The 23,120-nt window shown below is 48.2% G+C and carries 18 protein-coding genes; 11 read left to right on the plus strand and 7 right to left on the minus strand.

Features of this window, described 5'->3' with window-relative positions:
* Window positions 1-30: 30 nt before the first annotated feature.
* The 9 genes from trpC (at window position 31) to hisIE (ending at window position 7,785) form a co-directional block, all read left to right on the plus strand.
* Window positions 31-849, plus strand: coding sequence for an indole-3-glycerol phosphate synthase TrpC (trpC, locus tag OO017_RS04550; RefSeq protein WP_266051263.1), 819 nt, complete (start codon window positions 31-33; stop codon window positions 847-849).
* Window positions 850-864: 15 nt separating this feature from the next.
* A complete protein-coding gene (locus OO017_RS04555) occupies window positions 865-1,488 on the plus strand; it encodes a phosphoribosylanthranilate isomerase (protein ID WP_266051264.1) in 624 nt (207 codons plus the stop codon).
* A gap of 104 nt (window positions 1,489-1,592) precedes the next feature.
* On the plus strand, window positions 1,593-2,783 hold the full coding sequence (gene trpB / locus OO017_RS04560) for a tryptophan synthase subunit beta (RefSeq protein WP_266051265.1): 1,191 nt from the start codon (window positions 1,593-1,595) through the stop codon (window positions 2,781-2,783).
* Window positions 2,773-3,549, plus strand: coding sequence for a tryptophan synthase subunit alpha (gene trpA / locus OO017_RS04565; protein WP_266051266.1), 777 nt, complete (start codon window positions 2,773-2,775; stop codon window positions 3,547-3,549). Before trpB ends, trpA begins: the two co-directional genes overlap by 11 nt.
* Before the next feature lies 1 nt (window position 3,550).
* Window positions 3,551-4,561 (plus strand): bifunctional 3-deoxy-7-phosphoheptulonate synthase/chorismate mutase, encoded by a 1,011-nt coding sequence (locus OO017_RS04570; RefSeq protein ID WP_266051267.1) that lies wholly within the window; start codon window positions 3,551-3,553, stop codon window positions 4,559-4,561.
* A gap of 369 nt (window positions 4,562-4,930) precedes the next feature.
* Window positions 4,931-5,512 carry an imidazole glycerol phosphate synthase subunit HisH gene (gene hisH / locus OO017_RS04575; RefSeq protein WP_266051268.1) on the plus strand — a complete coding sequence of 194 codons (582 nt, stop codon included), beginning with the start codon at window positions 4,931-4,933 and terminating at the stop codon, window positions 5,510-5,512.
* Window positions 5,509-6,231, plus strand: a complete 723-nt coding sequence (gene hisA / locus OO017_RS04580; RefSeq protein ID WP_266051269.1) for a 1-(5-phosphoribosyl)-5-[(5-phosphoribosylamino)methylideneamino]imidazole-4-carboxamide isomerase — start codon at window positions 5,509-5,511, stop codon at window positions 6,229-6,231. The genes hisH and hisA overlap by 4 nt, the downstream gene beginning before the upstream one ends.
* Window positions 6,225-6,983: an imidazole glycerol phosphate synthase subunit HisF gene (hisF, locus tag OO017_RS04585; protein ID WP_266051270.1), complete on the plus strand. Its 759-nt coding sequence runs from the start codon at window positions 6,225-6,227 to the stop codon at window positions 6,981-6,983. The genes hisA and hisF overlap by 7 nt, the downstream gene beginning before the upstream one ends.
* Before the next feature lie 190 nt (window positions 6,984-7,173).
* Window positions 7,174-7,785 carry a bifunctional phosphoribosyl-AMP cyclohydrolase/phosphoribosyl-ATP diphosphatase HisIE gene (gene hisIE, locus OO017_RS04590; RefSeq protein ID WP_266051271.1) on the plus strand — a complete coding sequence of 204 codons (612 nt, stop codon included), beginning with the start codon at window positions 7,174-7,176 and terminating at the stop codon, window positions 7,783-7,785.
* A gap of 61 nt (window positions 7,786-7,846) precedes the next feature.
* Here hisIE and OO017_RS04595 read toward each other — a convergent pair whose 3' ends face one another.
* Window positions 7,847-8,713, minus strand: a complete 867-nt coding sequence (locus tag OO017_RS04595; protein ID WP_266051272.1) for an alpha/beta fold hydrolase — start codon at window positions 8,711-8,713, stop codon at window positions 7,847-7,849.
* Window positions 8,714-8,891: 178 nt separating this feature from the next.
* On the opposite strand from OO017_RS04595, the gene OO017_RS04600 reads away from it, so the two are divergent.
* On the plus strand, window positions 8,892-10,565 hold the full coding sequence (locus OO017_RS04600; protein ID WP_266051274.1) for a DUF748 domain-containing protein: 1,674 nt from the start codon (window positions 8,892-8,894) through the stop codon (window positions 10,563-10,565).
* Between the two features lie 19 nt (window positions 10,566-10,584).
* Here OO017_RS04600 and alr read toward each other — a convergent pair whose 3' ends face one another.
* From alr to OO017_RS04625, 5 genes are all read right to left on the minus strand, one after another.
* Window positions 10,585-11,736 carry an alanine racemase gene (gene alr, locus OO017_RS04605; protein WP_266051275.1) on the minus strand — a complete coding sequence of 384 codons (1,152 nt, stop codon included), beginning with the start codon at window positions 11,734-11,736 and terminating at the stop codon, window positions 10,585-10,587.
* Between the two features lie 6 nt (window positions 11,737-11,742).
* On the minus strand, window positions 11,743-12,906 hold the full coding sequence (locus OO017_RS04610; RefSeq protein WP_266051276.1) for an amidohydrolase: 1,164 nt from the start codon (window positions 12,904-12,906) through the stop codon (window positions 11,743-11,745).
* Window positions 12,907-13,085: 179 nt separating this feature from the next.
* Window positions 13,086-17,408: a PAS domain-containing hybrid sensor histidine kinase/response regulator gene (locus tag OO017_RS04615; RefSeq protein ID WP_266051277.1), complete on the minus strand. Its 4,323-nt coding sequence runs from the start codon at window positions 17,406-17,408 to the stop codon at window positions 13,086-13,088.
* 198 nt (window positions 17,409-17,606) lie between these two features.
* Entirely contained in the window at window positions 17,607-18,965 is a 1,359-nt protein-coding gene (locus OO017_RS04620; RefSeq protein ID WP_266051278.1) for a sigma-54-dependent transcriptional regulator, read from the minus strand.
* A gap of 335 nt (window positions 18,966-19,300) precedes the next feature.
* Window positions 19,301-20,131 (minus strand): DUF1206 domain-containing protein, encoded by an 831-nt coding sequence (locus OO017_RS04625; protein ID WP_266051279.1) that lies wholly within the window; start codon window positions 20,129-20,131, stop codon window positions 19,301-19,303.
* Between the two features lie 334 nt (window positions 20,132-20,465).
* Between OO017_RS04625 and OO017_RS04630 the strand changes: the two genes are divergently transcribed.
* Window positions 20,466-21,053: a DUF4136 domain-containing protein gene (locus OO017_RS04630; RefSeq protein WP_266051280.1), complete on the plus strand. Its 588-nt coding sequence runs from the start codon at window positions 20,466-20,468 to the stop codon at window positions 21,051-21,053.
* Window positions 21,054-21,069: 16 nt separating this feature from the next.
* Here the strand turns inward: OO017_RS04630 and OO017_RS04635 are convergent, their stop codons facing one another.
* Complete coding sequence (locus tag OO017_RS04635) at window positions 21,070-23,064, minus strand: monovalent cation:proton antiporter family protein (protein WP_266051282.1); 1,995 nt, start codon at window positions 23,062-23,064, stop codon at window positions 21,070-21,072.
* Window positions 23,065-23,120 lie beyond the last annotated feature (56 nt).

The raw sequence follows: 23,120 nt of genomic DNA on the forward strand, positions 1-23,120 counted from the left end.
ATAGCACATTATCAAATTAGCACATAAAACATGAACATACTAGACCAAATTATCGCCACTAAATATAAAGAAGTAGCTGAACGTAAAGAGTTGTACCCGGTTAAACTTCTGGAGAAGAGTTTATACTTCGAGTCACCCTGCATTTCACTGGAGCGATACCTGCTGCGCCCTGACAAAAGCGGTATTATTGCCGAGATCAAACGTAAATCTCCATCGCGCGGAGATATCAACCCTTATGTGTCAGTAGAGCGGACCTCGATCGGCTACATGCAGGCTGGTGCTTCGGCCTTGTCTATTTTAACTGATGGGCCATACTTTGGAGGCAGGAATGAGGATCTGACAACTGCAAGGAAGTATAACTACTGCCCGATTTTACGAAAAGATTTTACAGTAGACGAGTACCAGATCGTGGAGGCCAAATCCATAGGTGCCGATGCCATACTTCTGATCGCTGCCGCACTTGAGCCTGCCCGCCTAAAAGAACTGGCAACATTCGCACGCTCTTTTAATTTGGAAGTGCTGCTGGAGGTGCGTGATAAAGAAGAGCTGGATGCTGCACTTTCTGATGATATTAATGTGGTAGGCGTGAATAACCGTAACCTGAAAGACTTTGTTACTGATGTAAACATATCTTTTGAGATGGTACAGCATATTCCGGCTGGCATAACTAAAATCTCAGAGAGCGGCATCAGCAACCCGCAAACGCTGCTTAACCTCCGCGAAGCTGGTTATAATGGCTTCCTGATAGGAGAAAGCTTTATGTACAACAGCAGACCTGAACATGCAGCTGCGAACTTTATTAAAGAGTACAAGCAACTGCTGGAAAAGAAAGAGGGACAGTTAGTTTAATTTACTTTGGAAGCTATGAAACTTAAAGTATGTGGCATGCGAGACCCGGAGAACATCCGTCAGGTAGCAGAATTGCAGCCGGATTATATGGGTTTTATCTTCTACGAAGGCTCTAAGCGCTATGCCGAAGGCTACATTACACCGGAGCTTTTGACTGAATTGCCAGCTATTATAAAAAAGACGGGTGTTTTTGTAAATGCTGTTTCCGATAGTATAGCTGCGACAGTTGAGAAGTATAGACTAGATGCGGTACAGCTACATGGACGTGAAACACCAAGGCAATGTGCCGAGATAAAGCGACTGGGCGTAGAAGTGATAAAGGTTTTCTCAGTAGATGACAGGTTTGTGTTCGAGAATACGCTGCTGTATGAAAATGTTGCAGATTTCTTTCTCTTTGATACACGGGGGCAGGAGTATGGCGGTAACGGATTTCCATTCGACTGGGAGCTGCTGAAAGGCTATCTTTCTCCAAAGCCATACTTTTTAAGTGGAGGCATCAATTTGGAGAATATTAAACAGCTTGACAAAGTGAGACCAGTGCCTTTTGCCATCGACGTTAACAGCGGCTTTGAGCAAGAGCCGGGAAATAAGAATGTGGCAGCGCTGAAGATGCTGTTTGAGTTGATCAGAGATAAATAAAGACTAATCTCACCCCTAGCCCCTCCAAGGAGGGAAATCAGTTATAGTGGAAAAATCCCCTCTTGGGAGGGGCAGGGATGGGTAACATATGTGAAAGATAAAAAATGAGCTATCACGTTAACGAAAAAGGATTTTACGGTAAGTTCGGTGGGGCCTACGTTCCGGAAATGCTATACCCGAATGTGGAAGAGTTGCGCCAGAATTACCTGCGCATTATACAGGAGCCGGATTTCCAGGAGGAGCTACAGCATCTGCTAAAAGATTATGTAGGCAGGCCTACGCCTTTATACTTTGCACCGCGTCTTTCAGAGAAGTATAATACCAAAGTATACCTCAAGCGTGAGGATCTGAACCATACTGGTGCACATAAAATAAACAACACCATAGGGCAGGTTTTGCTGGCAAAGCGGCTGGGCAAAACACGCATTATCGCCGAAACTGGCGCAGGGCAGCATGGTGTGGCTACAGCTACAGTGTGCGCGCTGATGGGGCTGGAATGCATTGTGTACATGGGTGAGGTGGATATTGAACGTCAGGCCCCAAACGTGGCCCGTATGAAGATGCTGGGCGCACGGGTGGTGCCGGCTACCAGCGGAAGTAAAACTTTAAAAGATGCCACCAACGAGGCTATCCGTGACTGGATTAACAACCCGGAAGATACTTATTATATCATCGGATCAGTGGTTGGTCCGCACCCGTACCCGGACATGGTGGCTCGTTTCCAGGCGGTAATCTCGGAGGAGATGCGTGTGCAATTGCTAGAGAAGGAAGGTACAGAGTTGCCTACTTATGTGGTAGCTTGTGTAGGCGGAGGAAGCAATGCAGCAGGAGCATTTTACCATTTCCTTGATGAGTTGGAAGTACAGTTGATAGCCGTTGAGGCAGCCGGTAAGGGCATCGATTCCGGTGAGTCGGCGGCAACATCTATACTTGGCAGAGATGGCATTATTCATGGCAGCCGCACCTTGCTTATGCAGACAGTAGACGGGCAGGTAACAGAGCCATACTCCATATCAGCTGGCCTGGATTACCCGGGTGTTGGGCCGCTGCACGCACATTTGTTTGAGAGCAAACGTGCCCGCTTTATGAGCGCCACCGATGATGAGGCGCTTCAGGCGGTACTGGAATTAACGAGGCTGGAGGGTATCATTCCGGCCCTTGAAACCGCACATGCACTGGCAGTTCTGGAGCGGCTGCAGGCAAAACCGGACGAGACCGTAATAATCAACCTGTCCGGCCGCGGCGACAAAGACCTATCTACTTACTTAAAGCATTTCCACTTCGATGAACAATAGAATCAAGAGCCTGTTTGCACAAAAGCAGAAAGGGCTGCTGTCGGTATACTTTACAGCCGGCTTCCCGAGCCTGAATGATACCGAAACCGTTATACTTGAATTGGAAAAAAATGGCGTAGATCTGATCGAAGTAGGCATGCCTTTCTCTGATCCGCTTGCCGATGGACCAACCATTCAGGCAAGCAGTACCGTTGCCCTTAAAAACGGCATGACCATCTCTAAACTGTTTGAGCAATTGAAAGATATAAGGCAGAAAACGCAGATTCCGCTTGTGCTGATGGGCTATCTGAACCCGGTAATGCAGTATGGTGTGGAGCGATTTTGCCAGAAATGTGCTGAAGTAGGCATAGACGGCATCATACTTCCGGACCTGCCGTTGCGAGAGTACGTGGAGGATTATAAGGAGCTGTTCGAGAAGTATAATCTGAGCAAAGTATTCCTAATAACGCCACAAACGCCGGAAGCCCGTATCCGCGAGATTGACAGCCATTCCAACGGCTTTATTTATATGGTGTCCTCGGCCTCAACAACAGGTAAAACAGCAGGTTTAGCAGAGCAGAGCCAGGTATATTTTCAGCGTGTGGCGGGTATGCAGTTACAGAATCCGGGGGTTATCGGCTTCGGCATCCACGATAAGGAAACCTTTGCCGCGGCCTGTAACCATGCCAGTGGGGCCATTATCGGCAGTGCCTTTGTAAAGGCGCTGCAGCAGGAGGGAAGCCTGCAGGAAAATATCTCATCATTTATCCAAAGCATTAAAAACTAACATGATCATACAACTGCAACAAGGCATACCGGCAGAGCTGAAGGAGAACATCCTGAAACAGGTTTCAGAGATTGGCTACAAGGCAAATGAAGTAATAACCCAAGAGGCGCATTACCTGGTTGCTATCGGTAAAAAAGAGTTCGACATTCGTCACATCGGGCAATTGCCGGGTGTGGCCGATATACACCGGGTGTCGGAGGAGTATAAACTGATCTCCCGCAAGTGGAAAGTAGAACCTACACGCATCGATCTTGGTGATGGTGTAACGGTGGGCGAAGGAAACTTTAGCATCATGGCTGGTCCTTGTTCTATCGAAAGCGAAGCACAGATAGAGAGTGTGGTAGCACATCTGAAGGAGAACAATGTGCGTATCATGCGCGGCGGAGTGTTCAAGCCACGAAGCTCACCTTATGCCTTTCGAGGTATGGGTATGGATGGATTGAAAATGTTTCATCGTATCTGTAGGGAGAACGACATCAAAATTATTACCGAGGTGATGCAGGTGTCTCAGATCGAGGAGATGATAGACTATGTAGATGTATTTCAGGTGGGAGCGCGCAATAGCCAGAACTTTAACCTGCTCGACTCGCTGGGTGAAGCGCAGAAGCCGGTATTGCTGAAACGCGGAATTTCGGGAACACTGGAAGAATTGCTGCAGGCTGCTGAATACATTTTTTCCCACGGCAACGAAAAGATCATGCTGTGCGAGCGCGGCATTCGTTCCTATGAGGGTGCATACCGTAATGTGCTGGATCTTAACGCGGTGCCAGTGCTTAAGGAGAAAACACACCTGCCGGTGATTGTGGACCCGTCTCACGGTATCGGCCTGCGCGATTACGTGGAAAGTATGTCGTTGGCAGCTGTTATGGCCGGAGCTGATGGTGTAATTTATGAAACGCACCAAACGCCGGAGAAAGCCTTCTCGGATGCGCAGCAAACGGTGAATTTCTGGGAGTCAGAGCGAATGATCCGGCGCATGCGTCAGGCTTATGATCTACGGGAGAGTTTCTGATAGTTTATAGTTGATTTATACTTCAGATGCGCTATCTTTGCAATAATGAAAGGCACAATGGCTCATAAGCATCATCATCATGCACGAAGCAATAGTTTCGGAGCCGTCTGCCTATGGAATTGCCAGTAGTTTAATAGCTATACATTTTCAAAAGCCTGACTCCGAAACGAGTCAGGCTTTTTTTATTGTCCGTACCTCAGCTTAATAGTATTTTAAAGCATGTGGGCTTACTTTAAATAATGCCATTGTTGTTTCGGAACAGGAGGTTTGAAAGCAGCAATTTGATTAGCAATGCAAAACATGAACTAAAATTATGTGCGGGGGTTTACCTCATCCATAATTTAAATTTCTAATTCATAAATAGTAAAGATGAACTTAGTTATAGTTGATTATAAAGCCGGCAACGTTCAGTCGGTGCAGTTTGCGCTTGAACGGCTGGGTGTACAGGCTACGCTTAGTTCGGATGCCGAGACAATTAAGGCAGCGGATAAAGTGATCTTCCCGGGCGTGGGGCAGGCGGCCTCAGCCATGGCGCAGCTAAAGGCGCGTAATCTCGATAAACTGTTGCCAACGCTGGAGCAGCCCTTTTTTGGCGTGTGCCTGGGCATGCAGCTGCTGTGCCAGCACTCCGAGGAAGGGGACACCGATCTGCTCAACATTATTCCGCTGCCGGTAAAGCATTTCGAAACCGAGCTGAAAGTGCCTCATATGGGATGGAATCAGATCGAAAACCTTCGCACGCCTTTGTTCCAAAGTATAAATGAGCAGGAATATGTCTACTATGTGCACAGCTACTATGTGCCGGTAAGCGAGTATACTATCGCCCAGACTTCGTACCCGGAGCCGTTTTCGGCAGCTCTGCAGTATAAAAATTTTTACGCCGCGCAGTTTCACCCCGAAAAAAGCGGGGCAGCCGGTTCACAAATACTTAAAAACTTTTTAGCCCTATGATGGAAATCATCCCTGCAATAGACATAATCGGCGGCCAGTGCGTACGCCTTACCGAAGGAGACTTTGCCCAGCAAACCACCTACGACAGCAATCCTTTGGAAGTAGCCAAGCGTTTTGAAAGTCATGGTGTAAAGCGCCTGCATTTGGTGGATTTGGATGGGGCCAGAGCTAAAAAGCCAGTAAATCTGGCGGTGCTGGAAAGTATAGCTGCCAACACCAGTTTAACAATTGACTTTGGCGGCGGCTTGCAGTCTGAGGAAGCTGTTAAGCAAGCTTTTGATGCAGGTGCAGCGCAGATAACCGCCGGAAGTATAGCCGTGCGTGAACCGGATACAGTAAAAGGGTGGTTACTGAAGTATGGCGCAGATAAAATCATCATTGGTGCTGACTTTAAAGGAACGAACATCGCCATCTCTGCCTGGACCGAAGAAAGCAAGTATCCGCTTCAGGACTTTATCTCGGGGTATGTAAAAACAGGGGCAAGATTATTTATCTGCACCGATGTAAGCAAAGACGGAAAACTGCAGGGCCCATCTCTGAACACCTACCGCCACCTGAAGCTGACTTTGCCGGAAGCCGGAATCATTGCCAGTGGAGGGGTTACTACTATAGATGACCTGGAGCAGCTACAGGAAATAGGTGTAAAGGGTGCCATCATCGGCAAAGCGATTTACGAAGGCACCATTCAGTTAAAAGACTTAGAGCGATTTATATGCTAACCAAACGCATTATTCCTTGCCTTGACATAAAAGACGGACGCACTGTAAAAGGCATACAGTTCGAGAACATTCGTGATGCCGGCGATCCGGTAGAACTGGCCAAATGGTATGCTGAGCAAGGAGCCGATGAGCTGGTGTTTCTTGACATTACCGCTACCAACGAAGACCGCAAAACATTTGCCCATTTGGTGCGCGACATTGCCCGCCACATTGATATTCCGTTTACCGTGGGTGGTGGCATCGGTTCTGTGGCCGATGTGGAAGTGCTGCTGCAGAACGGTGCCGATAAAGTGTCCATCAACTCATCTGCCATCAAAAACCCGCAGCTGGTAGAAGAACTAGCCAGGCACTTTGGCAGCCAGTGCGTTACTGTTGCTATCGACACAAAGTATAAAGAAGACACCGGCTGGAAAGTATACACCCGTGCCGGAACCGTAGAAACAGAGCTTAGCACAGTAGATTGGGCAAAGCAGGTAGTGGATCTTGGAGCCGGTGAGATTCTACTAACAAGTATGAATAATGACGGTACGAAAGCAGGCTTTGCTTTGGATATTACTGGTGAAGTTGCACGTGCCGTTTCTGTGCCTGTTATTGCATCTGGCGGTGCCGGAAGTATGGCTCATTTTGCCGAGGCATTTTTACAAGCCAATGCCGACGCAGCCCTTGCCGCCAGCCTGTTCCACTTCCGGGAGCTTGGCGTGCCGGAGCTAAAGCAGTACCTGAAAGAGCAGGGAATTGCAGTGCGTGTTTGATTTTGAAAATTAGCCTGGCGCCGGAATCATTCCGGTGAGGTAGGGAGCGGGTGAGTCTCCAGACTCACTCACAGTATAAATTTAAGCGAGTCAGGAGACTCGGACACACAGTGAGCACGAGAAGGATTCTTGCGCAAACAAGAGTTAGTGAAAACTCTAAACTCGTGACTCAGAACTCAGAACTAATAAAATGTACTTAGATTTCGATAAAGCCGGCGGCCTGGTGCCTGCCGTGATACAGGATAATACAACCGGCCAGGTGCTAATGCTGGGCTACATGAACCAGGAGGCGTTGGATAAAACACGGCAGGAGGGGCTGGTAACTTTTTTTTCCCGCTCCAAAAACCGGCTTTGGACTAAGGGTGAAACCTCTGGGAATACCCTGCAGGTAGTAAGTATAGCTCAGGATTGTGACGTTGATTCGTTGCTGATAAAAGTTAATCCTAATGGCCCTACCTGCCACACCGGGAGCACCAGCTGCTTTGGAGAAGAGGAAGCAGCTAAAAGAATAAAAGCCATCCAGTTTATTGCGCAACTGGAGGAGGTTATTCAGCAGAGAAAAGTCTCTCCTGTGGAAGGCTCTTACACTAACTTTTTGTTTGATAAAGGCGTGAATAAAATTGCCCAGAAAGTAGGAGAGGAAGCCGTAGAGACAGTAATTGATGCTGTAGCCGGAAAGCTTGATACCATGAAAGGCGAAGCGGCAGATCTGCTCTACCACCTGCTGGTGCTGCTGGCTGCTTCTGGGCTGGAGTTAAAGGATGTGGTGGAGATGCTTCAGGAGCGGCATCAGCAAAAGTAACTAGTATGAAGATTATGTTAAGTATAAGTAAGTGTAAAGTATACTTTTTTCTGCTTTTGCTTTAGCGAACTTCCATAAATTCTTGGATAGCGTCTGCCACTTCGCCGCCACGTTCTTCCTGCACAAAATGCCCGGCTTTATACTTTATCACTTTTGCCTCCGGAAACTCCTGTTGCCAACGCTTCAGAAAATGCAGTGGTAACAGTTTGTCCTTCTCGCCCCAAAGTATAAGCTTGTTGATGCTTTTCATTTTTTCGCGCTGCTGCCACAGCGACGCAAAGTATGGGTTGGACTGGTGCAGCGCTTTGGCAAAAGCCCAGGTGCCCCGACGGTTGGTAGGAGTGGAGAGGGGCTTTAGGTAATGTTGTTTGATATCTTTCGTGAGGTGTTTTCTTTCGTGGTAGCCTAGTGGCAATAGAACCTTTGTAGAGAAACCCATCTGCAAGTATAAAAACTTGCCCAAGCCTCCCGCCATAAACCTGCTTATCTTCGTTATTTTCTTTTCCTCCTCCAGGCTCCACATCCAGGTGTTCAGGGTGATAAGGTTTTTTGTTTTCTCTGGATGCCGCAGTGCGTACCGCAACCCAATGGGACCGCCGAAATCATGCATCACAAGCGTGATGCTCTTCAACTGCAAGTACTCTATCAGCTGCTCCAGGTTATCTGCGTGTGCTTCTGGGGTGTATGCAAAATCAGTTGGCTTCTCAGAAAGCCCGAACCCGATGTGGTCCGCGGCGATGCAGCGGTAGTTCCGGCTCAGCGATTTTATCTGCTGCCGCCATACAAATGACCAAGTTGGCGTGCCGTGTACAAACACGATGGGGTTTCCCTCGCCTTCATCCACATAATGCATGCGGCCACCGGTTACCTCTAAGGTATGATGGGCAAAAGGATAGAGGATACTATCAATCCATTTGGGAGTATTCATAGGGTTCCGGTTTTGTATGCATGTGGAGCTCAGGGCTGTATGCTAGGTATACTTCTTTGATTACACTTTGATTCATTTCTGAAGGTCTTCCCGAATTTACCCAAAAATTAAATATTTGGGATCAGCAATACAGCTGTGCCTTAATTTTCTCGTATGGTAGGCTAAACCCTGCTTATACATGCAAAACGATAAAAACCAGAATTCTAATAAAGTAAAAAAGTGGCTGAAAGTGGTGGCCTGGGTGGTTGGCGTGGCACAATTACTCTTTATAGGGCTATTCTTTTTTACCGCATGGCTGGAGCATAAAATAGAGCGAATGGTGGCAGACCAGTCTAAGGGCGTGTACAAATTACAGGTATACGGACTAGAGACATCCCCCTTTATTGGCAGCCTTTCGGTAGACAGTTTAGCGCTTACGCCGGATTTTAAGAAATGGCAGGCACTTAGCGAGCAGGGGCAAAAGGTGCCGCGCACCTTGCTTAACCTGCAAGCAAGCGCCATAAACCTTAGAAACTTTAACTACGCCAAAGCCCTATTCAGCCAGGATGTGCAACTGGACGAACTGAAGGTACAGCAGCCAAAACTGCTCATGACCGTGATGCGGCCTGATACCACAGAAGAACATAAGCCGCTGCACGAGACGGTTAAAGGCTTTATAAAAGGTCTTAAAATTGGTAGGATCGATGTACGGGAGGCAGGTCTTAACTACCGTAAAGGATCCAGTTCTGATACGCTGTTCGCCTTGCGTAAATTTGATTTAGTCGTTACTGATTATCAGCTGGATAGTGCCTCTTTCCAGGCAAAGGACAGGGCATATTATGCGCAGAAGTATAAACTGATGGTCTCTGAGGCATTTTATCTGCTTTCCGACAACCTTTACAAAGCCACCGCTGACTCTATTCTCATCGATACCGAGTCAGAAACTATACTTGTGAATAGTGTTCAGCTTAAACCAACTGTTGAGCCAGCAGCGCTTGCGCGTGCTAAAGGCAAGGCTGTTACGTATCAGGAAGTGGAGGTAAGGCAGGCATCGTTTAAAGGGGTGGATTTTAGGGCGCATTCCCGGGACAACAGCATCAGGGTAAAGCATTTGGCACTGCAAAAGCCATCACTTGTGGCTTTCAAAGACAAGCAGCATTTTGAGGATAAAGGCACGAAAGAGCTGCCGCACGACATGGTGCAAAGTATAAAAACGTCTTTCTTGATCGATTTCCTGGAGCTTATAGACGGGTACATCCGCTACGCCGAACTTGTGCCGAAGGCAGTTGAACGCGGCCATATCAGCTTTCATAAACTCAACGTCAGCATCACGAACCTGTCTAATATTCCAGAACAGATAAGTATGGATAATCCTGCTCTGGTTCAGGCAAGTACGATGGTAATGGATAGGGCAAAGCTGGAGCTGACGATCAGGTTGCCACTGCTTCAAGAAAACGGCTATCACACGTTAGAGGGCAGGATAGGAGAGACTAACCTTCAGGTTTTAAACCCCATACTTATGCCGGCTGCGTTTGTTCAGGTACAAAGCGGGCACATAAGCAGGGGTACTTTTAAGGCGGAGCTTTCCAGAAACCGGGCTAACGGTTCCATGCTCTTGCTGTACAATAACCTGCATATAGAGCTGCTGACCAAAGGGAGCGGTGGCGATCAGGGATTGGGAAAAGAAGTACTTTCCTTCCTTGCTAATAAAGTAGCCATTGAAAGCAGCAACCCGGAAGTGGGCGAGGAGCCACGCACCGGAAACATTACTGTGACCCGTGATTCCCAAAAATCGGTTTTTAATTATTGGAAAGAGTGCCTGACCAGCGGTTTCTTTTCCAGTATGGGTTTAAAAGGAATGGCCAAGCAATAACTTTACATTGTTGCTGTTATCAATCTATAATATAGCGTGGTATGTTTAAGGGGAGCCGTGTCAGGAGCTCATAGTTCAGCTGCGTGCTTAACTCACCGAAAGAGGCTACGGTTATACTTTCATCGCCCTGCATGCCTAGCAGAACCACCTCATCGTTTTTCTGTACGTCTAGAATGTTGGTCACATCCACCATCATCACGTTCATGTTTACGGTGCCTACAACACCTGCGCGTGTCCCTTTTATCAGCACCTGGCCCTGATTGCTAAGGGAGCGGCTGTAGCCCCAGGCATAGCCTACCGGCACCACAGCCAGCACCATGTCGCGCGGAGCCTGGAAGGTGGTTCCGTAGCCAATGTACTCGCCCCGCGGCACGCTTTTGAGACTCATGATATGACTTTTCCAGTTGATGAGGCGGCGGAGCGGGTCTTTTTTCTCGTTATGCTGGCTGATGTAATGGGTATAGGTTTCGGGGCTGGGCCAGAAACCGTACTGCATAATCCCGACGCGGACCATGTCCATGCGGGTTTGGGGATAGGAGACCATTGCCGCAGAGCAAGCGGTATGGCGTTGTATCGGGGTATGGCCGGCTTCCTTTAGTTGCTGCAGCTGTTGCTCGTACGCATGCAGCTGGCGCAACACCCGCTCGTGGTTCTGCAGGCTCTCAGCACCGGCATAATGTGTGCATACTCCCTGCAGCTCCACGTATTCGCGGCAACCTTCCAGAACTGCTTCCGCATGTTCCAGCGCAGTTTTGTCAAAGCCGGTGCGGTTCATGCCGGTTTCAAGCTCCAGGTGCACTTTGGCGCGTTTCCCTAACTTTTTGGCTATGGCTGACGCCTCGAGCAGCCTATCTAGTTCGAAAATAAAAAACTCTATCTCATGCTGTATCGCCCACTCTAGTTCAGGGTTATCTACATAACCCATGATCATGATGGTAGCCGGCTTCTCAAGCGTTTGAAGCAGGCGGTCAGCCTCGTCGGCACTAAAAACAGAAAAATGGTCAATACCGCACTCCTGCGCCAGCTTCCCAAACTGCTCAATGCCATGGCCATAGGCATTGCCTTTTACCACAGAAGATAGCTTTACCGAAGTCCCGATCTCCTGCCGGATAAAGTCTATATTGTTCTGAAGTGCTGATTTACTTATTTCGATGTATGAGCTGTGAAGCATAATGGTTTATGGATGCAGTATTTGCTGTACGATTTCATAAAATAAAGTTGCGCCAGTGGAAATGATCTCATCCGGGAAGTCGTAGTTTGCGTGGTGTAGTTGCGGTTGAGAGACTCCTGCCCCAAGCCCAAAGAAAGCCCCTGTATACTTTGCCGTAAAATGCCCGAAATCTTCAGACCACCTGAACGGTTGTTCAGCCTCTTTTACTTTCAGGTGCAGGTTTTCCGACGCTTTGCGCACCAAATCTACCGCCATCTTATGGTTTACCGTGGCCGGGAACTCCTCCACAAAACGGATCTTATACTTTTGCCCATACTTTTTTGCTATTTGCTGTACCTGTTGCTCTGCCAAATTTTTCAGTTTCTGCAGGTCAGCGGTTTGGTAGGAGCGGAGGGTAGCCATTACGGTTCCGTAGCCCGGGTTCGTACCAAAGGCCACATCGCCAAGGCGCGCGTGTATAACAGTTAGCAATGAAAGGTCTTCAAACTGCTCCTTTTGCCGGATGACCTGGTTAAAGGCAAGTATGATCTCTGCCATCGCTTCCCCGGGGTTCAGGCCGTTTTCCGGTTCTGCCGCATGAGAGGGGTATCCCTGTAGCTCCACAATCATACCCGTAGACGCAGCCGCGAAGACGTTCTCCCGCACCACCACCTGGTGCAGAGGCTTGCCTGGCAGGTTATGCAGTGCAAAAACATAATCGGGCTGCAGGTCGAGCAGGCGTTCTTCCTGCAGCATATCCCAGGCGCCAGCCCCCGTTTCCTCAGCTGGCTGAAACAGTAACACGACTCTCCCTTTGGAAAGCTCATACTTTTGCAGCAGGCTTGCCAACCCTGTCAAAATGGTCATGTGCCCATCGTGGCCACAGAGATGTGCTACCCCGGGAGCAGCGGATAAGTGCGGCAGGTTGGGATTCTCCTCCTGTATCGGCAAAGCATCCAACTCAGACCTGAAAAGTATAGTGGGGCCTGCCGCAACATTTTCTCCTTCAAACACCGCCACAACTCCGGTTCCACCCACTTGGGTAAGGATAGCGGTAGGGTTATACTTTTGTAGCTGCATTGCAATACGTTCCGCTGTTGCTGTTTCAGCGCCAGAGAGCTCCGGATGCCGGTGCAGGGTGCGGCGCAGTTGTACGAGGTCGGGGAGGTCTGTTAGGTGAGGGTGCTGCATGGCTTGGTTTATTTCTGCTGTTCCTGAACTAAGATACGAAATCCAGGGCAGAGGTTACGTTTTATGAAGGCTGGGATTAGTTGGTTTTGTATGGTAATTTATACTTTGGGTGGGGTATAATAGACAAAGCCGTTGCTCCTTATGCAGAAACAACGGCTCTGTCTGTTACTATTTATAAACTACACCAGGTCGGTTTGCAGCTGCTTTACCACCTGCTCCATAACCGTAGCGAGAACTTCCACATCAGCTTTAATGTCCTGAAGGTTTTCCTCGCTCTTAGCATTGCTTTCTATATTTCGCACTACGTCCCTCAGTTTTTCTATGCGCATCGTATCTATGGTTGATTTCAACTTATGAGCCGCAGCGCTCACGCCTGCCCATTCTGCTTCGTGTAGTTTCTGTTGCATTTCTGCTACGGTAGCGGGTACCGACTGTATGAAAAGCTGCTTTGTTCGGGTGATAAACGCCTCATTGCCTCGCGATATTTTATGCAGTAGGGTAAGGTCAAACAGTGGTTCAGCAACCGGTTGCGCAGTAGTGTGCTCCGCTACAGCCTGGCTTTCTGACAGCTTCTTTTTATGTGGCACCAGGGCGGCTAGCTTCATAAACAGCTTGTCTTCTTCAAAGGGCTTGGAGATATAGTCATTCATTCCGGCCGCTAAGTATTTTTCGGCGTCACCTTTCAGCGCATTCGCCGTGAGGGCGATAATGGGTACTTCTGCATTAGCCTTGTCTGGTAAGCTACGGATTTCTGCAGTGGCATCTATTCCGCTCAATTCAGGCATCTGTATGTCCATCAACACCACATCATACTTGTGCCGGGCCACCAGTTCTACTGCTTCGCGTCCGTTACGGGCAACATGCACCTTCATACCCCATCCCTCTAAAATAGACTGCGCCAGAAAGATGTTAATCTCATTATCCTCGGCCAGCAGCACCTGTAAAGGGCCTAAGCTACCGTAGTCAATTTCCTCCTCCTGCATCACAGGTATCTCTTCTTCTGACTTTTGGTAGCTAAGTATAAACTTGAACGTACTACCGTTTTTCTCTTTGCTCTCCACCCAAATACGGCCGTGTTGCATCTCAATCAGTGTTTTGGATATGCTGAGGCCAAGACCCGTGCCGCCATACTTGCGGGTGGTGCTAGAGTAAGCCTGGCTAAAGCCCTCAAAAATATAATCTACTTTAGAGGGCGGAATGCCTATACCTGTGTCAGCAACCGAAACCCCTATTGTCAGCTTATCTTCCTCTTCATCCAGTACCTGGCAGCTGAGGGTAACGTTTCCTTCTTCGGTAAACTTAATGGCATTACTCAGCAGGTTGAGCAGTACCTGGTTCAGCCTGTACGGATCACCGATCACCATGGGGTGCTCCAGTTGCAGCGGCTGAAGCACATAGCCTATCTCTTTCTCCTCGGCTTTGTAAATAAAGGTCTGGAAGGCCAGTTGTATCGTTTCTTTCAGGTTGAATGGGATCTCCTCCAGCTCCAGTTTCCCAGCCTCAATTTTGGCTATGTCCAGTATGTCGTTTATGATCACCAGCAGGTTTTCGGCTGACTGGCGGATGATGTTCAGGTAATTCTGCTGCGCCTCGTCGAGCTCCGTTTTACGCATCAGGCTGGCCATGCCAAGGATGCCGTTCATCGGGGTGCGGATTTCGTGGCTCATGTTGGCCATAAAGTTCTCCTTCACGCGCGCAGACTCTTCGGCAGCCTCTTTGGCTCTGGTAAGTTCCTGTTCGGTTCGCAGGCGGTCCGTAATATCCTGAGCGATGGCAATGATGTAAGGGGCCAGGTTTGGCTCCTCCACCTTATAATTCTTGTAGTATAGGTAGCGAACGTCTTTTTCTTTATTTAGAATGGTCAGGATACCATCCACCAGGTTCATGCTACCGAACTGCCTCAGGTAAGCGGCAAAGTTCTCCTCACTTTCTTTGGGGAAGAAATCAAGCAAGCTGTGGCCAATCATCTCGTCAGCCGTATACCCCAGCATATTCAGCAAGTATGGGTTTACTGATTGTATGACGCCATTCAGGTCGTGGGTGCAGATAAACGCCGGGCTGTAGTTGATCAGGTCGCGGTACCTTTTTTCGCTGTTCTTCAGGGCCTCTTCCGATTTACGGCGCTGAGAGATGTTGCGGGCAGCTGATTGAAACTTTACAGGTTCGCCTTGCTCATTCAGGATAGGGCGTATGTTTGTCTCTACCCATATTTCCCGGTCATCTTTTCGGATAAGCCTGTGTTGCAGGGTTGTGTTGTGCTTTTGCTGCAGCGCCTCACGGTATACCTGCTCCTTTATCTTGTTAATGTCATCCGGGTGTATGATTACTTCCGGCTTCAGCTGAACCAGTTCCTCCTGCGTGTAGCCTAATATTTCCTCCACTGCTTTGGATACATACACGTAACTGCCATCCAGGTTGTGCAGGCTCACCATGTCTTTAGAGTTCTCCGACAGCAATCGGTGCAGTTCCTCGCTGTCTTTCAGGCGCTTATTGGCTACGCGCTGCTCTGTTATATTGGTGGAGATGCCCAGCACGTTCACTTTCCCATCGCTGGTGATAAGCGGTTTTTTTACCGTGTTAAACCACAACGTTTCGCCATGAATGCTGGTGTGGCGTTCCTGCACCCGTATTTCGCGGAGATCCTGAATTACCTGTCTGTCAATGTCAAGGTAGAACTCAGCTTCGTCTTTATTATGATGAACATCCAGGCTACGGTTGCCTAACACATCATGCAGCGTTTTACCGAAAAGCTTTGCAAACTCCTGGTTCGCGAGTACAAGTTTTCCCTCGGCATCTTTCACATAAATCAGGCTGGAGCTGGCATCCAGTACCTGCCTGATAAACTCGTTCTTTTCTTTTACCTGCAGGGCAGCCTGCTTTTCCTCCGTCATATCCCGGATGATTGTCAGTACCTCGTCCTCGCTATACTTTAGAATACGGCCTTCGTAGTGTCGCAAGCCCTCCGGAAGCTCCAGGGAATAATCTATCGACTCGTATTGCCCTGTCGTGATTACCTTGGCAATCAGCTTCATGAACGTCGTGGCTAGGTCGGAGGGCAGCAGGTTGTAAATATTATTCCCGACGACATTCTCCTTTGGTACCAGCAGGTGTATCTGCGCCCCGTTTTTCATGTCGAGGTAATCCCCCTGCTTATCGATGATGAACATCAGGTCGGGGATGGCGGTAAGTATAGCGCGGTTCTTCGCCTCGCTGGCTATAATCTCCTCCTGGGCAAGGCGGAGTTCTGTTATGTTCAGGCCGTGGCCAATAATCAACTCTACCTCTCCTTGCTGGTTTAGCACGGGGTTTAGCCTGCGGATGTGGTATGATTCGTTCCCGTTCCTGTCCACCAGCCTCTCCTCAAACTCTACACGTGCTTTAGCTTCCAGCACGCGGTGCAGGTTCAAGGTGCGGCTTTTCATGCGGTTTGGCGGCACGTTGCGCAGGATGCTGTAATCCTCGTTCGTTTTGCCCACAATCCAGCTGCGCACGTCGTTGTCTCCTACAGCGGCAGGGTTTACATACAGGTACTGCAGGTTACTGTTGTAAACGGCCACATCAGAAGGTATATGGTTAAGGATAGCCTCGTAGAACTCTTTTTGCCGTAGCAGCTCATAACTCTGCTGGCGTACCTGCGTTACATCCTCCGCCGATCCGATTATGAGTTGTACTTGTCCGTTGTCTTTGCGTTTGAACACACTTTCGCGGCAGAAAAGGTTTTTTATACTTCCCTCTTTTGTCTGCACGAGATACTCAATGTCTACCACTTCGCCGTCTTGCGCGCCCTTCATGCGCTGCGTGTGCTCTTGGACTTTGGACCTTTGCTCCGGCACCACAATTTGAGAGAAAATCTGCCCCTCCATCTTTTCCAGGTCACGCTTGTTGTAACCGAGCAGGTGCTGTATCTGATCATTTATGTAGATGCAGGTATCTTCCTCAATCTCATAAATATAAACGATGTTTGGAATGGTGAGTGCGATGTTACGTAACAACTTCTGGCTTTCGCGTAGAGCAGATTCAGCATTGCGTTGCTCCGTAAAATCAGTCATGTAGATGTTGAAGTATGCTTTATGGGGCGCAGGGTAGAAAAGCACATGGTAATGGCGGCTGGCAATGCACGTATCAAAAGAGGCGGGTTTGTGGCCTTGTATCTTTTCTATATGCCTGATATGCATCAGCAGCAGGCGCTTTAATCCTTCTAACCGAGGTTGGGTGATGCCATACACTAAGGCTTCAGCAGCTGCATTGGCAAAGCGTATTTCACCATCATAGCCTAGCCGAAGTACAGGATTGGGGTACTCATGCTGCACTTCGGCCTGTAGCTTTATCCACTTGTTTTCCGGAGCTGGTTCTGCTACCTTGTCTCGATTGTTACTCTGGTGTTTTAGCTGCTCCTGGAGCTTCTGCAACTCCAGAAAACGTGCTTGAGCCAGCTCCTCAGCAGCTTTACGGGCACTTCGTTCCTCCTCTAACTGCTGAAGCAGTTCATTTTTGCTGATCATATAAAATGAATCTTTTCCATACGGATAGCTTATTTTCAGGAGCTTACCTTTAACGGGCAAGTTTCGGGCTCTACGTTCGGAAAGTTTGCTTATTGAGTTTTTATACCTGCCTCAGCACTGCTAAACCCCAGCTATAAAGTATCACTTTTTACTTGAAACACAAAGCTGCGGGGGATATACTTTTACGAGCGTTGGAGCCTAGCGGGTCACCAGTTCTTTATTCTGAATCATCCGGTATATGGTTGATTTGCCAATATCCAGCTTGTCTGCCACTAACAGTACGTTGCTGTCATACTTGTCAAGGAAGTGCTGAATGATCTCAGTGGTGTACTCGCGTAGCGGGCGCTCTATTGCCAGAAAGTCTTTCGCTTTGTTGCTTGCGGTCAGGTTTATGTCCGGATCCTCTATTACGTGCTCGTCAGCCATCACAACTGCCAGTTCCACCACAGCCTTTAGTTCGCGCACGTTACCAGGATAAGAGTGGGAGAGGAGTTTCTCCTGTGCCTCCGCAGAAAGTGTTTTTTTGCCAATCCCGTTCTCTTTTGCAAAAGCATCCATAAAATGCTTGGCCAGTACCAGAATGTCGGCGCCACGGTCGCGCAGGGGCGGGAGGTGCAGGGGTAAACCCAGCAGGCGGTAATACAAGTCTTCCCGAAAGTTTCCTTTTTTTACCTCATCGGCCAGGTCTTTATGGGTAGCCACAATAATGCGGGCATCAACAGGCACAACGCTGTTGCCACCCACGCGCGTAATTTCTTTTTCCTGCAGCACACGCAGCAACTTGGCCTGCAGGCTTACGTCCAGTTCGCCAATCTCGTCCAGGAAAATGGTGCCTTTGTTCGCTTCCTCGAACTTACCCAGCCTGCGTGACACAGCGCCTGTAAAGGCACCCTTCTCATGTCCGAAAAGTTCACTTTCGATTAACTCACGGGGTATAGCGGCAACGTTTACAGCCACGTAAGGCATCTTCTTTTTAGTGCTGTTGTAATGTATGGCCTTGGCTACCAGCTCTTTGCCAGTTCCGGTTTCGCCGGTTATAGAAACGGTGATGTTTGTTTTGGCTGCTTTAGCCATCATGGTGAACACGCGCTTCATGGCATCGCTGTTGCCGATGATAAAGTTACTGAAGTCATACTTCTGCCCGATCTCTTCACGCAGCTGGGCTATTTCCTCGCGCAGCGATACATTCTCACGAATCTTATTTATGGAGTTCCAGACGCGCTCAGGCGTATCTTCATCCTTCACAATATAGTCGTAAGCACCTTTCTTAAGCAGGTCTACAGCCGTTGCCACATCTTTCTGACCAGAAATGACGACTACCTGCGTGTCGGGACTCTGCTCTTTTATTTTGCGAAGAACTTCTGCGCCATTTTTGTCCGGGAGGGAATAATCCAATGTAACAACATTAGGCCGCTCGTACATGTTGTCGAGGCAATCCTTGGCGGAGTGGAATTTCTTGAGCTCATAGTCTGGATTTAGCGACAAATGATACTCCAATAGTTCGCTGTACCACACATCATCGTCCAGAATAAATATTTTGAATGGGATATTCTTCATCTCTAAATTCCGTAGCAGGAAGCCGCCTTTTATGAAGATAACATGGAAGTTTTAGTTAAAAATAATATACTCCGATGCTTCTCTTTATATTCGCTAAATAAGGGGCTAAGTAATTGAAATTTACAGTCTTTTACAACTATGGGTGGCTACTTCTTAAAATGGGAATCTCTAACTTTAAGTATTCATTTTGTCTCATACTTTTGAGTGAGCCATTCTCTTTTTAAGTGGAGAGTCGGGTGCAGCAATTGAAGAACAAGGTATAAAGTATAACAAAAGAGCCTCCTCATATAGGATTACCTAAATGAGGAGGCTGTAACGCTTCTCAGCTTTAAGGTTTAGGTGTTAATGGGTTGATACTTAGCGCGCATAAACATAAACACACCGTAGCAAACTAACCCCAGCGCTACCGCTCCAAGTATGTAGGAACCGTACGAAGAGCTCTCCAGGAACTGAAAGGCATCACTGCTGCCGCCCGCTTGCTGTGCACTTGAACTTAGCGCTGCCTGCAGGAAGAGGTATCCGATTACCATCCAAACGATACCGCGGGCCATGTACCCAACTTTCCCGGCGCGTATCATCTGGTGCTCAACCTCATGCTTCAGCCCTCCGCTTTGTACTTTCTTTTTATACTTTTCAGAGTAGCCGTAGTAAATCTGGTAAATACCAGTGATGATAATCCCGACTGCCACAATACCTACCAGCCACTGGCCAAAAGGCTGCTCCAGCAGCTTGGCTGCCAGGGTTTCCCGCGAGTCGTTTCCACTTCCGCTACTGCCGCTTAGCACCATGCGCCCAGCCAGGAAAGCCAATGCAGCATAAACCAGCCCGCTAAATACGTAACGCAGACGCTTGCCTACACCCTTGGCCCCGGATCCTTTATCTTCCGTGTCTTTTACAGCTTGAATAAAGCGCCATATTGCATAGCAAAGCAAACCTAAGGCAACAATGCCTAACAGCACATTACCAGCGGGCAGGTCTTGTATGGTCTTCAATATATTAGCCTTGCCTGCACTACTGGTAGATTTACCGCCGATCTCAAAAGCTGCCATAAAGGCGATAACTCCCACCAGACAGTAAACTACTCCTTTTGCGGTAAGCCCGAATTTGGCAAAGTTCTCCACCCACCTCGGGGGTGGACTCGGAACATAAGTAGATACATCGTTCATAGTATGTCGTGTTTAATAATATCGTTGTATTTCTGACATACACGAATAATGTTTATACTTGGTTGTTCCTATACTTAATTCCTGCCGTAGTGATTATTTCGGAATGCTGTGTTAAAGGTGTTTACCTATACTTTTGAAATTATCTGTAGGGCGAACAATTTAATGCTATAAAAGTATGGAACTACTTAAGCAGTTGATGATGGCAGCTTGATGTGGAAGTGTATGATCTGCCGGCGGGGTGGAAGTATACTTTTTACTATATTTGTCCATTTAGGCAACAATGCTTACAGGTAGCCTTAGCCTGCATACTTGTACTACTTTATACTATAAAACTATGAAACGTTTTTTCTCTCTATCCACAATTCCTTGCCTCTTTCTGGGGCTGCTCTACCTTTCTTCTTGCGTTACAACATCTGCCTCTATGGGGGCAAAGTCTATAAAAGCACCCTATGCCAGCAGCTTACGCACTGTTAAAACTTATGCTTGGTACCAACCTGAGCCACCTGCCGAGCCGGAATACCTGAAAGGGTATAAACCTGCCCTGCACCGTAACCTGGTGCAGGCTATAGAGCAGCAACTGGAGAAGAAAGGGTATACTAAAGCTGAGAGTAACCCGGATGTGCTGGTAGCTTACGATGTGAGCGTATCGGTGCCGCTGGAGAAAGACAAGTCTGAAAACTTTTCGGAGGGCTTTGGCTATAGCTATGGCTACATGAGCGGCTACCGCTACGACTACGGTCACTCAGACATGCCCGGTTATCGAAGTGTAGACCTCTTTAAAGAAGGTACCCTGATCATCGACCTCATACACCCCAGGTCCAAAATGCTGCTTTGGCGAGGCTGGGCAGAAGGTGCCGTTGATTTTAACGATGGTGCAAACGCAATTGAGAACAGGGTAGAGGAGGTGCTGGAGCAGTTTTAAGCCGAACCGCCCCAGCTTATTCTTTTAGAAAATTATTAAAGCGTAGTACATCAGAGGGTTTGCCAACTACATAAAGCAAGTCTCCACGCTCTATTTTAGTATCTGCGTTTATGTTTAATATTACCTGCTCTTTCCGTTTTATGGCCACTACGGTAGTGGAGAACTTGTTACGTATGTTGGATTCTAGTAAAGGTTTTCCAATGATGTCAGAGTCTTTCGTGAAAACCCTGAGGGTAGCCACTTCAATATCCGGAAGCTCTACACTGAGTTTCGCCACATCAGCATGGCGTTTTGTAGCAAGGCTGCGCAGCATCTCATAGTTATCAGACCTTATTTTCTGTGTGAACGCCTCAATTTCATCCCGGGGCATCAGGTATTTGTTTAAAGTACGGGTAAAGATTTCTATACTTGTTTCAAACTCCTCCGGTATCACTTCGTCGGCACCCAACCTGTAGTTTTCTTCCATCTCTTGCAAAAAGCGGGTTCGCACGATGATGTGTACCTTTTCTGAGATCTCCCGGATGGTAGTGATGATTCGTTTGGTGGCCTCCGGGTCTGATATCGCTATAACGACTACCCTTGCCTTATGTATATTGATGTGCGACAGGATCATGGGGTGAACAGCGTCGCCGTATACGATCGGCTCTCCTATTTTACGCTCATTTTTAACCGTGGCGGCATTCAACTCTACTATAACGTAAGGGATGCTGGCATACCTGGCTGCCTTGGCCACGTTGCGCCCGTTTATGCCATACCCAATAATAATGATGTGGTCATCCAGCTCAGGCAAGTCTCCGTGCAGTTCTTTCGACTGCTGCGCAAACGGCATGGGTTCTTGCACCGAGGAGAAGGGGCGGGCGATCAAATCAGCCAGTTTGCGGTAAGAGCCCATCACAAAAGGAGTTACCCCCATAGTAAGCAGCGATACGGAAAGAAAATACTGATACGTTTCCTCGGATAGCAGCCCGTTGTTTATACCAGTTTTGGAAAGTATAAATGCAAACTCACCCACTTGGAAAAGCGATAAACCCACAAGTAGCGACACCCGCAGCGGATATTGCAGCATCCGCGAGGCAAGTGTGGCCACTATGCCTTTTAGCAGGAACGTCAGCAACGTGAAGAGCAGGATCACAGGAAGGTGCTGCAGCAGGAAGTTAAAATCGAGCAGCATACCGATCGACACAAAGAAGAAGCTGGTGAAGATCTCACGAAAGGGGAGGATGTTGCTGGTTGCCTGGTGGCTGTACTCTGATTCTGAAATAATCAGCCCGGCCATAAAAGCACCGAGCGCCAGCGAAAGTCCCAGGCTAGAGGTGAGCCAGGCAACAGCGAAGCAGATCACGACCACACTAAGTATAAAAAGCTCTTTACTCTTGGTTTCGGCCACAAGATATAAAAGGCGGGGCACCAGGTAGCGGGCACTGATCAATACAAAAACAATCACGAAGGCTCCTTTTAAAGCCATCAGCAGTAGGGAAGCGCCCACATTCTCTGAGCCGCCCGCCATGAGAGGGGCAAGCAGCATCATCGGCACCACAATGATATCCTGAAAAATAAGTATACCCAGCACCACACGTCCCTGCGGGCTGTTTATCTCCCCACGGTCTTGCAGCAGCTTTAAAACAATGGCAGTGCTACTTAGGGATATCAGAAAGCCCATGAAAACGGCTTCTCCCCAATTAAATTCCAGCAGTACCATTACCAGCGCAACCAACCCAATGGTGGCCAGCACCTGCACCGTGCCGCCCAGCAGCACCGTCCGCTTGATCATGGCCAACTGTTTGAGAGAGAACTCCATGCCGATAATAAAGAGCAGCAGAATTACACCTATCTCAGCCAGAATCTCAATATCATGTAAAGCATTGATAAGGCTAAGCCCATGTGGGCCGGCTATAACACCGGTGGCCAGGAAGCCAAGTATAGTTGGGAGTTTAAAGCGCTGGAAAAGAAGTATGACAATAACTGCCAAACCAAGTATAATGACTATATCTGAGAGTAATGGTATCTCCATGAACTAGCTTTACTATTTCTTTTTGAGTCGTATTAAGGTATAAACGGTAATTTCAA

Origin of the sequence: Pontibacter anaerobius (genome assembly GCF_026241195.1) — a bacterium.
GTDB lineage: Bacteria > Bacteroidota > Bacteroidia > Cytophagales > Hymenobacteraceae > Pontibacter > Pontibacter anaerobius.

Coding starts and splice junctions, on each gene's coding strand:
- trpC (WP_266051263.1), top strand. CDS start 31: ATGAACATACTAGACCAAATTATCGCCACTAAATATAAAGAAGTAGCT.
- OO017_RS04555 (WP_266051264.1), top strand. CDS start 865: ATGAAACTTAAAGTATGTGGCATGCGAGACCCGGAGAACATCCGTCAG.
- trpB (WP_266051265.1), top strand. CDS start 1,593: ATGAGCTATCACGTTAACGAAAAAGGATTTTACGGTAAGTTCGGTGGG.
- trpA (WP_266051266.1), top strand. CDS start 2,773: ATGAACAATAGAATCAAGAGCCTGTTTGCACAAAAGCAGAAAGGGCTG.
- OO017_RS04570 (WP_266051267.1), top strand. CDS start 3,551: ATGATCATACAACTGCAACAAGGCATACCGGCAGAGCTGAAGGAGAAC.
- hisH (WP_266051268.1), top strand. CDS start 4,931: ATGAACTTAGTTATAGTTGATTATAAAGCCGGCAACGTTCAGTCGGTG.
- hisA (WP_266051269.1), top strand. CDS start 5,509: ATGATGGAAATCATCCCTGCAATAGACATAATCGGCGGCCAGTGCGTA.
- hisF (WP_266051270.1), top strand. CDS start 6,225: ATGCTAACCAAACGCATTATTCCTTGCCTTGACATAAAAGACGGACGC.
- hisIE (WP_266051271.1), top strand. CDS start 7,174: ATGTACTTAGATTTCGATAAAGCCGGCGGCCTGGTGCCTGCCGTGATA.
- OO017_RS04595 (WP_266051272.1), bottom strand. CDS start 8,713: ATGAATACTCCCAAATGGATTGATAGTATCCTCTATCCTTTTGCCCAT.
- OO017_RS04600 (WP_266051274.1), top strand. CDS start 8,892: ATGCAAAACGATAAAAACCAGAATTCTAATAAAGTAAAAAAGTGGCTG.
- alr (WP_266051275.1), bottom strand. CDS start 11,736: ATGCTTCACAGCTCATACATCGAAATAAGTAAATCAGCACTTCAGAAC.
- OO017_RS04610 (WP_266051276.1), bottom strand. CDS start 12,906: ATGCAGCACCCTCACCTAACAGACCTCCCCGACCTCGTACAACTGCGC.
- OO017_RS04615 (WP_266051277.1), bottom strand. CDS start 17,408: ATGATCAGCAAAAATGAACTGCTTCAGCAGTTAGAGGAGGAACGAAGT.
- OO017_RS04620 (WP_266051278.1), bottom strand. CDS start 18,965: ATGAAGAATATCCCATTCAAAATATTTATTCTGGACGATGATGTGTGG.
- OO017_RS04625 (WP_266051279.1), bottom strand. CDS start 20,131: ATGAACGATGTATCTACTTATGTTCCGAGTCCACCCCCGAGGTGGGTG.
- OO017_RS04630 (WP_266051280.1), top strand. CDS start 20,466: ATGAAACGTTTTTTCTCTCTATCCACAATTCCTTGCCTCTTTCTGGGG.
- OO017_RS04635 (WP_266051282.1), bottom strand. CDS start 23,064: ATGGAGATACCATTACTCTCAGATATAGTCATTATACTTGGTTTGGCA.